2 protein-coding genes are annotated in these 6529 nt (G+C 74.2%); both read left to right on the top strand.

From position 1 onward, the window contains the following. On the top strand, positions 1–2106 hold a 2106-nt coding region (locus AB0G59_RS28925), incomplete at its 5' end, for an SDR family NAD(P)-dependent oxidoreductase (protein ID WP_360917691.1). A 104-nt stretch (positions 2107–2210) separates the two neighbouring features. Continuing rightward, a partial coding sequence (locus tag AB0G59_RS28920) for a type I polyketide synthase (protein ID WP_360917688.1) occupies positions 2211–6529 on the top strand: 4319 nt, incomplete at its 3' end.

Below are 6529 nucleotides of genomic sequence, written 5' to 3'. Positions count from 1 at the left end.
CTCGGCACCCTCCACACCCGCGGCCTCACCATCGACTGGCCCACGCTCTTCCCCGGCGCACACCGCATCGAACTCCCCACCTACGCCTTCCAGCGCGAGCGCTATTGGCTGGAGCCGGCCGCCGAGGCCGAGTCCGCCACGAGCGTGGTGGACGCCGCGTTCTGGGACGCCGTCGAGCGCGGCGACCTGGGCTCCCTCGGCATCGACGCCGACCGGCCGCTCAGCGCTCTGCTGCCCGAACTGTCGTCCTGGCGGCGTGCGCGGCAGGAGCAGTCGGTCATCGATTCCTGGCGCTACCGCCTGACCTGGACTCCGGTCCCGGCGGCGGCCGGGGCTCCGCCGCTGACCGGCACCTGGTTGGTCGTGGTCGAGCCCGGCCGCGAGACGGACGACGCGGACGCGGTCGTCGCCGCGCTGCGGACCGCCGGCGCCGACGTACACGTGACGACGATCGCGCAGCTGGACGGCGACGCGGATGTCGCGGGTGTCGTCTCGCTCCTCCCGGTCGTCGGAACCATCTCCCTGGTCCAGGCCCTCGCCGCGGCCGATCTCGACGCCCCTCTGTGGTGTGTCACCCGCGGCGCCGTGTCCGTGGCCGACGGCGAGACAGTGGCCCCGGACCAGTCCGGGATCTGGGGTCTCGGCCGGGTGATCGGCCTGGAGCAGCCGGACCGCTGGGGCGGTCTGATCGACCTGCCCGGCGAGCCGGACGAGCGCGCCGGGGAGCTCCTGAGCCGGGTCCTCGGCGGCGCCACCGGCGAGGACCAGATCGCGATCCGTTCCTCCGGCGTGTGGGGCTGCCGTCTGACGCGGGCGACGCCCGTACCGGACGACGTGGCCTCTCCCGGGTTCGGGGGAAGCGCGCTGGTGACCGGTGGTACGGGCGCCCTGGGCGGCCATGTCGCCCGTTGGCTGGCGGGTACGGGCGTGGAGGAGCTGGTGCTGACCAGCCGGCGTGGCCCGGAGGCGCCGGGTGCGCAGGAGCTGGTCGCGGAACTCGAGGCGCTCGGCGCCCGGGCCCGGGTGGTCGCGTGCGACGTGGCGGACCGGGACGCGGTCGCCGCGCTGCTCGGCACGGTCGCCGGCCTGCGGGTCGTCGTGCATACGGCGGGCGTTCTCGACGACGGCGTGCTGGAGTCGTTGACGCCGGAGCGCGTCGAGGAGGTCATGCGGGTCAAGGCCGGCGGCGCCCGGCACCTGGACGAGCTGACCCGTGACCGCGACCTGGACGCGTTCGTGCTGTTCTCCTCGGCCGCGGGAACGCTCGGCAACGCCGGTCAGGGCAGCTACGCGGCCGCGAACGCCGTGCTGGACGGGCTGGCCCGACAGCGCCGGTCCCAGGGCCTGACCGCCACCTCGGTGGCCTGGGGCGCCTGGGCCGGGTCCGGCATGGGGGCGGGGCAGCGGCTGTTGCCCGGAATGGCCCCGGAGCCGGCCATCGGCGCGCTGAGCCGGGCGCTGGCGGCCGACGAGACCACGGTGATGATCGCCGATGTGGAGTGGGCGGGCTTCGGCTCCCGGTTCACCGGGCTGAGGCCCAGCCCGCTGCTGAGCGAGCTGCTCGGCGAGGTGCCGGTCCCCGCCGGCGCGCCGGTCGAGCCGGCCGAGGAGCTGGCCGCCCGTCTGCGGTCCCTGCCGCCGGCCGAAGGGGACCGGGCGGTGCTGGAGCTCGTACGCACCCAAGTGGCGGCCGTGCTGGGACACGCGAAGCCCGCATCGGTGGATCCGGCGCGTCGGTTCCTGGAGATCGGTTTCGATTCGCTGACCGCCGTGGAGCTGCGCAACCGGCTCGCCACCGCCACCGGCGTGCGCTTCCCCGCTTCGGTCATCTTCGACTACCCGACCCCGGCGGCGCTCGCCGAGCACGTCCGGGCCGGGCTGGCCGGGGACGGGCAGTCGCCCGCGCTCGAGGAGCTGACCCGTCTGGAAGCGGCGCTGTCCGCGCTGCCGGCCGGTGATGCGGCCGGTGCGGAAGTCGCCGCGCGGCTCAAGAACTTGCTGTCCCGTTGGACGGATTCCGTAGGCAATGACGTCGACGCGGAAGTCGATTCCGCGACCGACGACGAAATTTTCGATCTCATCGGCAAGGAATTCGGCATCTCGTGACCTCTCCGTCGAACCCCGTTTCCCCGTCGAATGAGCTCAGTACCACGTTGAAAGGGCAGTCTGCGATGTCGAATGAAGAGAAGCTTCGTCATTTCCTGAAGGAGATGACGAAGGATCTGCGGCAGACTCGGCAGCGCCTTCAGGACGTGGAGGCGAAGAACCACGAACCGATCGCGATCGTGGGCATGACCTGCCGTTTCCCCGGCGGCATCGCCTCTCCGGAGGCGCTGTGGGACTTCGTGTCCGCGGGCGGCGACGCGGTGGCGGACTTCCCCGGCGACCGTGACTGGGACCTGGACGGCCTCTTCGACCCGGCCGGCCGCTCCGGCACGTCCGTCACCCGGTACGGCGGGTTCCTGCACGACATCGCCGATTTCGACGCCGGGCTGTTCGGGATCTCGCCGCGCGAGGCCATCGCGATGGACCCGCAGCAGCGGCTGCTGCTGGAGACCTCCTGGGAGGTGTTCGAGCGTGCGGGCCTGTCCGCGGAGTCCGTGAAGGGCAGCTCGACGGGCGTGTTCATCGGCACCAACGGCCAGGACTACGCCACGATCCTCAGCGCGGCGCGCGACGAGGTGCAGGGGCACCTCGGCACGGGCAGTGCGGCGAGCGTGATCTCCGGCCGGGTGGCCTACACCTTCGGCCTGGAGGGCCCGACGGCCACCGTGGACACCGCCTGCTCGTCGTCGCTGGTGGCCCTGCACCTGGCGGTGCAGGCGCTGCGGAACGGCGAGTGCTCGCTCGCGCTCGCCGGCGGCGTCACGATCATGACGACCCCCAGCACGTTCATCGAGCTGTCCGCCCAGGGCGGGCTGGCCGCCGACGGCCGTTCCAAGGCGTTCGCGGCGGGCGCGGACGGTACGGGCTGGGGCGAGGGCGTCGGCATGCTGCTCGTGGAGCGGCTGTCGGACGCCGAGCGCAATGGCCACCCGGTCCTGGCCGTGGTGCGGGGCTCCGCCGTCAACCAGGACGGCGCCTCGAACGGCCTGACCGCGCCCCACGGGCCGTCCCAGCGACGGGTGATCCGCGCGGCCCTGGCCAACGCCCGTCTCGCCGCGTCGGACGTCGACGCGGTCGAGGCGCACGGTACGGGTACGAAGCTGGGCGACCCGATCGAGGCGCAGGCGCTGCTGGACACGTACGGCCAGGACCGGGACCGGCCGCTGTGGCTCGCCTCGGTGAAGTCGAACCTCGGTCACACCCAGGCGGCGGCGGGCGTCGCCGGTGTCATCAAGATGGTCATGGCGATGCGGCACGGTGTGCTGCCGCGGACCCTGCACGTCGACGAGCCGACCCCGCACGTGGACTGGTCGGCCGGCGCGGTGCGGGTGCTGACCGAGAACACGGCGTGGCCCGAGGGTGAGCGGCCCCGGCGGGCCGGCGTGTCCGCGTTCGGTGTGAGCGGCACCAATGCCCACGTGATCGTGGAACAGCCGCCGGTCGCGGACGACTCCGAGGCCGGGGCGGAGCCCGGGACGGCACCCGGGGCGGAGCCTGCCCTTCCGCGCGCCGGGGCGCCGACCGTTCCCTGGGTCCTCTCGGGCCACGGCGAGGACGGCCTGCGGGCCCAGGCCGCGCGGCTGGCCGCCGCGGCGGACGAGCTGGACCCCTGCGACGTGGGCTGGACCCTGGCCACGACGCGCTCGGCACTGTCGCACCGTGCGGTCGTGACCGGTTCCGGCCGGGAGGAACTGCTGCGCGGGCTCTCGGCGCTGGCGGCCGGGGAGCCGGCCGCGAACGTGGTCGAGGGGGTGGCGGGGCCGGACGCCGGTGTGGTGTTCGTCTTCCCGGGCCAGGGGTCGCAGTGGGCGGGCATGGCCGTCGAGCTGCTGGAGACCTCCCCGGCCTTCGCCCGGCGGTTCGCCGAGTGCGCGGCCGTCCTGGAGCCGTACTACGACTGGTCGGTCGAGGACGTGGTGCGCGGCGTGCCCGGAGCGCCGTCGCTCGACCTCATCGAGGTCGTCCAGCCGGTGCTGTTCACGGTGATGCTGTCGCTCGCCGAGCTGTGGGCCTCCTACGGGGTGAAGCCGTCCGCCGTGGTCGGCCACTCGCAGGGAGAGATCGCGGCGGCCTGTGTGGCGGGGGCGCTGTCGCTGGAGGACGCGGCGAAGATCGTCGTGCTGCGCAGCCGGCTCTTCTCCGAGACGCTGGTGGGCAAGGGCGCCATCGCCTCGGTGGCCCTGTCGGCGGAGCAGGTGGCCGAACGGCTCGAGCCGTGGGGCGGGCGTCTGGCCGTGGCCGGTGTCAACGGGCCCGCGGCCACCACGGTGGCCGGCGACCCGGAGAGCCTCGAGGAGTTCGTCGCCGCGTGCGTGAAGGACGAGGTACGCGCCCGGGTCGTGCCCGCGACGGTGGCCTCGCACAGCCCCCAGGTCGAGCCGCTGCGGGAACGGCTGCTGAAGCTGCTGGCGGACGTCACCCCGCGCCGGTCCGACGTACCGTTCTACTCCACGGTGACCGGCGGGCTGCTGGACACCACCGGGCTCGACGCGGAGTACTGGTTCCGCAACGCGCGCATGCCGATCGACTTCGTGGGTGCGCTGCGGTCGATGTTCGCGGACGGCTACCGCGTGTTCGTGGAGTCCAGCTCCCACCCGGCGCTGGCCACGGGTGTCCAGGACACCGCCGAGGCGGCCGGCGAGCAGGTGGTCGTGACCGGTTCGCTGCGGCGCGGCGAAGGCGGCCTCGCGCAGTTCTTCTCGTCGCTCGCACGGCTGCACGTGCACGGCGTACGGGTGGACTGGCTCCCGGCGGTCGCCGGCGCGCGCCGGGTCGAGCTGCCGACCTACGCGTTCCAGCGGGAGCGCTACTGGCTGACCCCCGCTCCCGGGCAGGGTGACGCCTCCTCACTGGGGCTGGGCGCGCTCGATCACCCGCTGCTGGGCGCGACGGTGACGCTGCCCGCCTCCGGCGGCTGCGTGCTGACCGGCCGGCTGTCGCAGGCGACCCATCGCTGGCTCGGGGACCACGCGCTCTCCGGCGTCGTACTCCTGCCGGGTACGGGCTTCGTCGAGCTCGCCCTGCAGGCAGGTCTGCGGTTCGGCTGTGACGTGGTGGAGGAACTGACGCTGGAGGGGCCGCTGGTGCTCCCGGAGCGCGGCGCCGTCGAGGTCCAGGTGTCGGTCGGCGACGCCGACGACGCCGGGCGCCGGTCGGTGTCGGTGTACTCCTGCCGGGAAGGCGAGTGGATCCGGCACGCCAGCGGTGCCCTGAGCGCCGCCGCACGCGACGAGCACACCCCGGAGGCCTGGCCGCCGGCCGGCGCCGAGCGCCTCGACGTCGGCGGCCTCTACCCCTCCCTGGCCGAGCGCGGCTACGCCTACGGCCCGGTGTTCCAGGGCCTGCGCGGCGCCTGGCGCCGCGGTGACGAGGTGTTCGCCGAGATCGTCGTGCCGGAGGAGGCACGCGGTGACGCCGCCCGGTGCGCGGTGCACCCGGCCCTGCTCGACGCCGCGCTGCACGGCATACGGTTCGGGGACTTCGTCTCCGACGACCAGCAGGCATACGTGCCGTTCTCCTGGAGCGGCGTCACGCTGAACGCCGTGGGCGCGACGACCCTGCGGGTCGTGCTGTCCCCGGCCGGCCCCGACACGATCGCGCTCCGGGCGACGGACACCACCGGCGCTCCCGTCCTGTCGGCACGGTCGCTGGCGCTGCGCCCGGTCACCGCCCAGCAGCTGTACGACGCCCGTGGTGGTGCGCTCGACGCGTTGTTCCGTGTGGAGTGGGTGGAGCGTGCCCTCGGCGCGCAGGACGGCCCGGCTCTCGCGGAGTTCGCCGCACTGGGCCCGGACGAGGCCGTGCCCGACCGGGTGCGGGTCGACGGTACGGACCCGGCCGCGGTACTGGACGTCGTCCAGCAGTGGCTGTCCGACGCACGCTTCGCCGACGCGCGACTGGTCGTCGTCACCCACGGCGCGGTAGCGGCCGCGCCCGGCGAGGACGTACCGGACCTGGACGGCGCCGCCGTGTGGGGTCTGGTGCGCTCCGCTCAGACCGAGAACCCGGACCGGTTCGTGCTCGTGGACGTCGACGAGGCCGGTGCGGCGCTGCCCGACATCGCCGCCGCGTCCGCTTCGGGCGAGTCGCAGCTGGCCGTGCGGGCCGGGCGCGTGCTCGTACCCCGCCTGGTGAGGACCCGCCGTGGCACCGGCCCCGAGCCGGCCCGGGGTGCGGCGCTGGTGACCGGCGGCACCGGGACCCTCGGCGCGCTCGTCGCCCGCCATCTCGTCATCGCCCACGACGTACGCGATCTCGTGCTGGTCAGCCGCCGGGGCGACACCGCCCCGGGGGCGGCCGAACTCGCCGCCGAACTCGAAGCGCTGGGTGCCCGGGTACGGGTCGTCGCCTGCGACGTGGCCGACCGCGACGCCATCGCGGAGGTCGTCCGGTCCATCGACGACCTGCGCATGGTCGTCCACAC

Origin of the sequence: Streptomyces sp. NPDC021096 (assembly GCF_040641275.1) — a bacterium.
Classification (GTDB): Bacteria; Actinomycetota; Actinomycetes; order Streptomycetales; family Streptomycetaceae; genus Streptomyces.
Note: the sequence above shows the minus strand (reverse complement) of the source record. Positions and strands in the feature narration are given on the sequence as shown.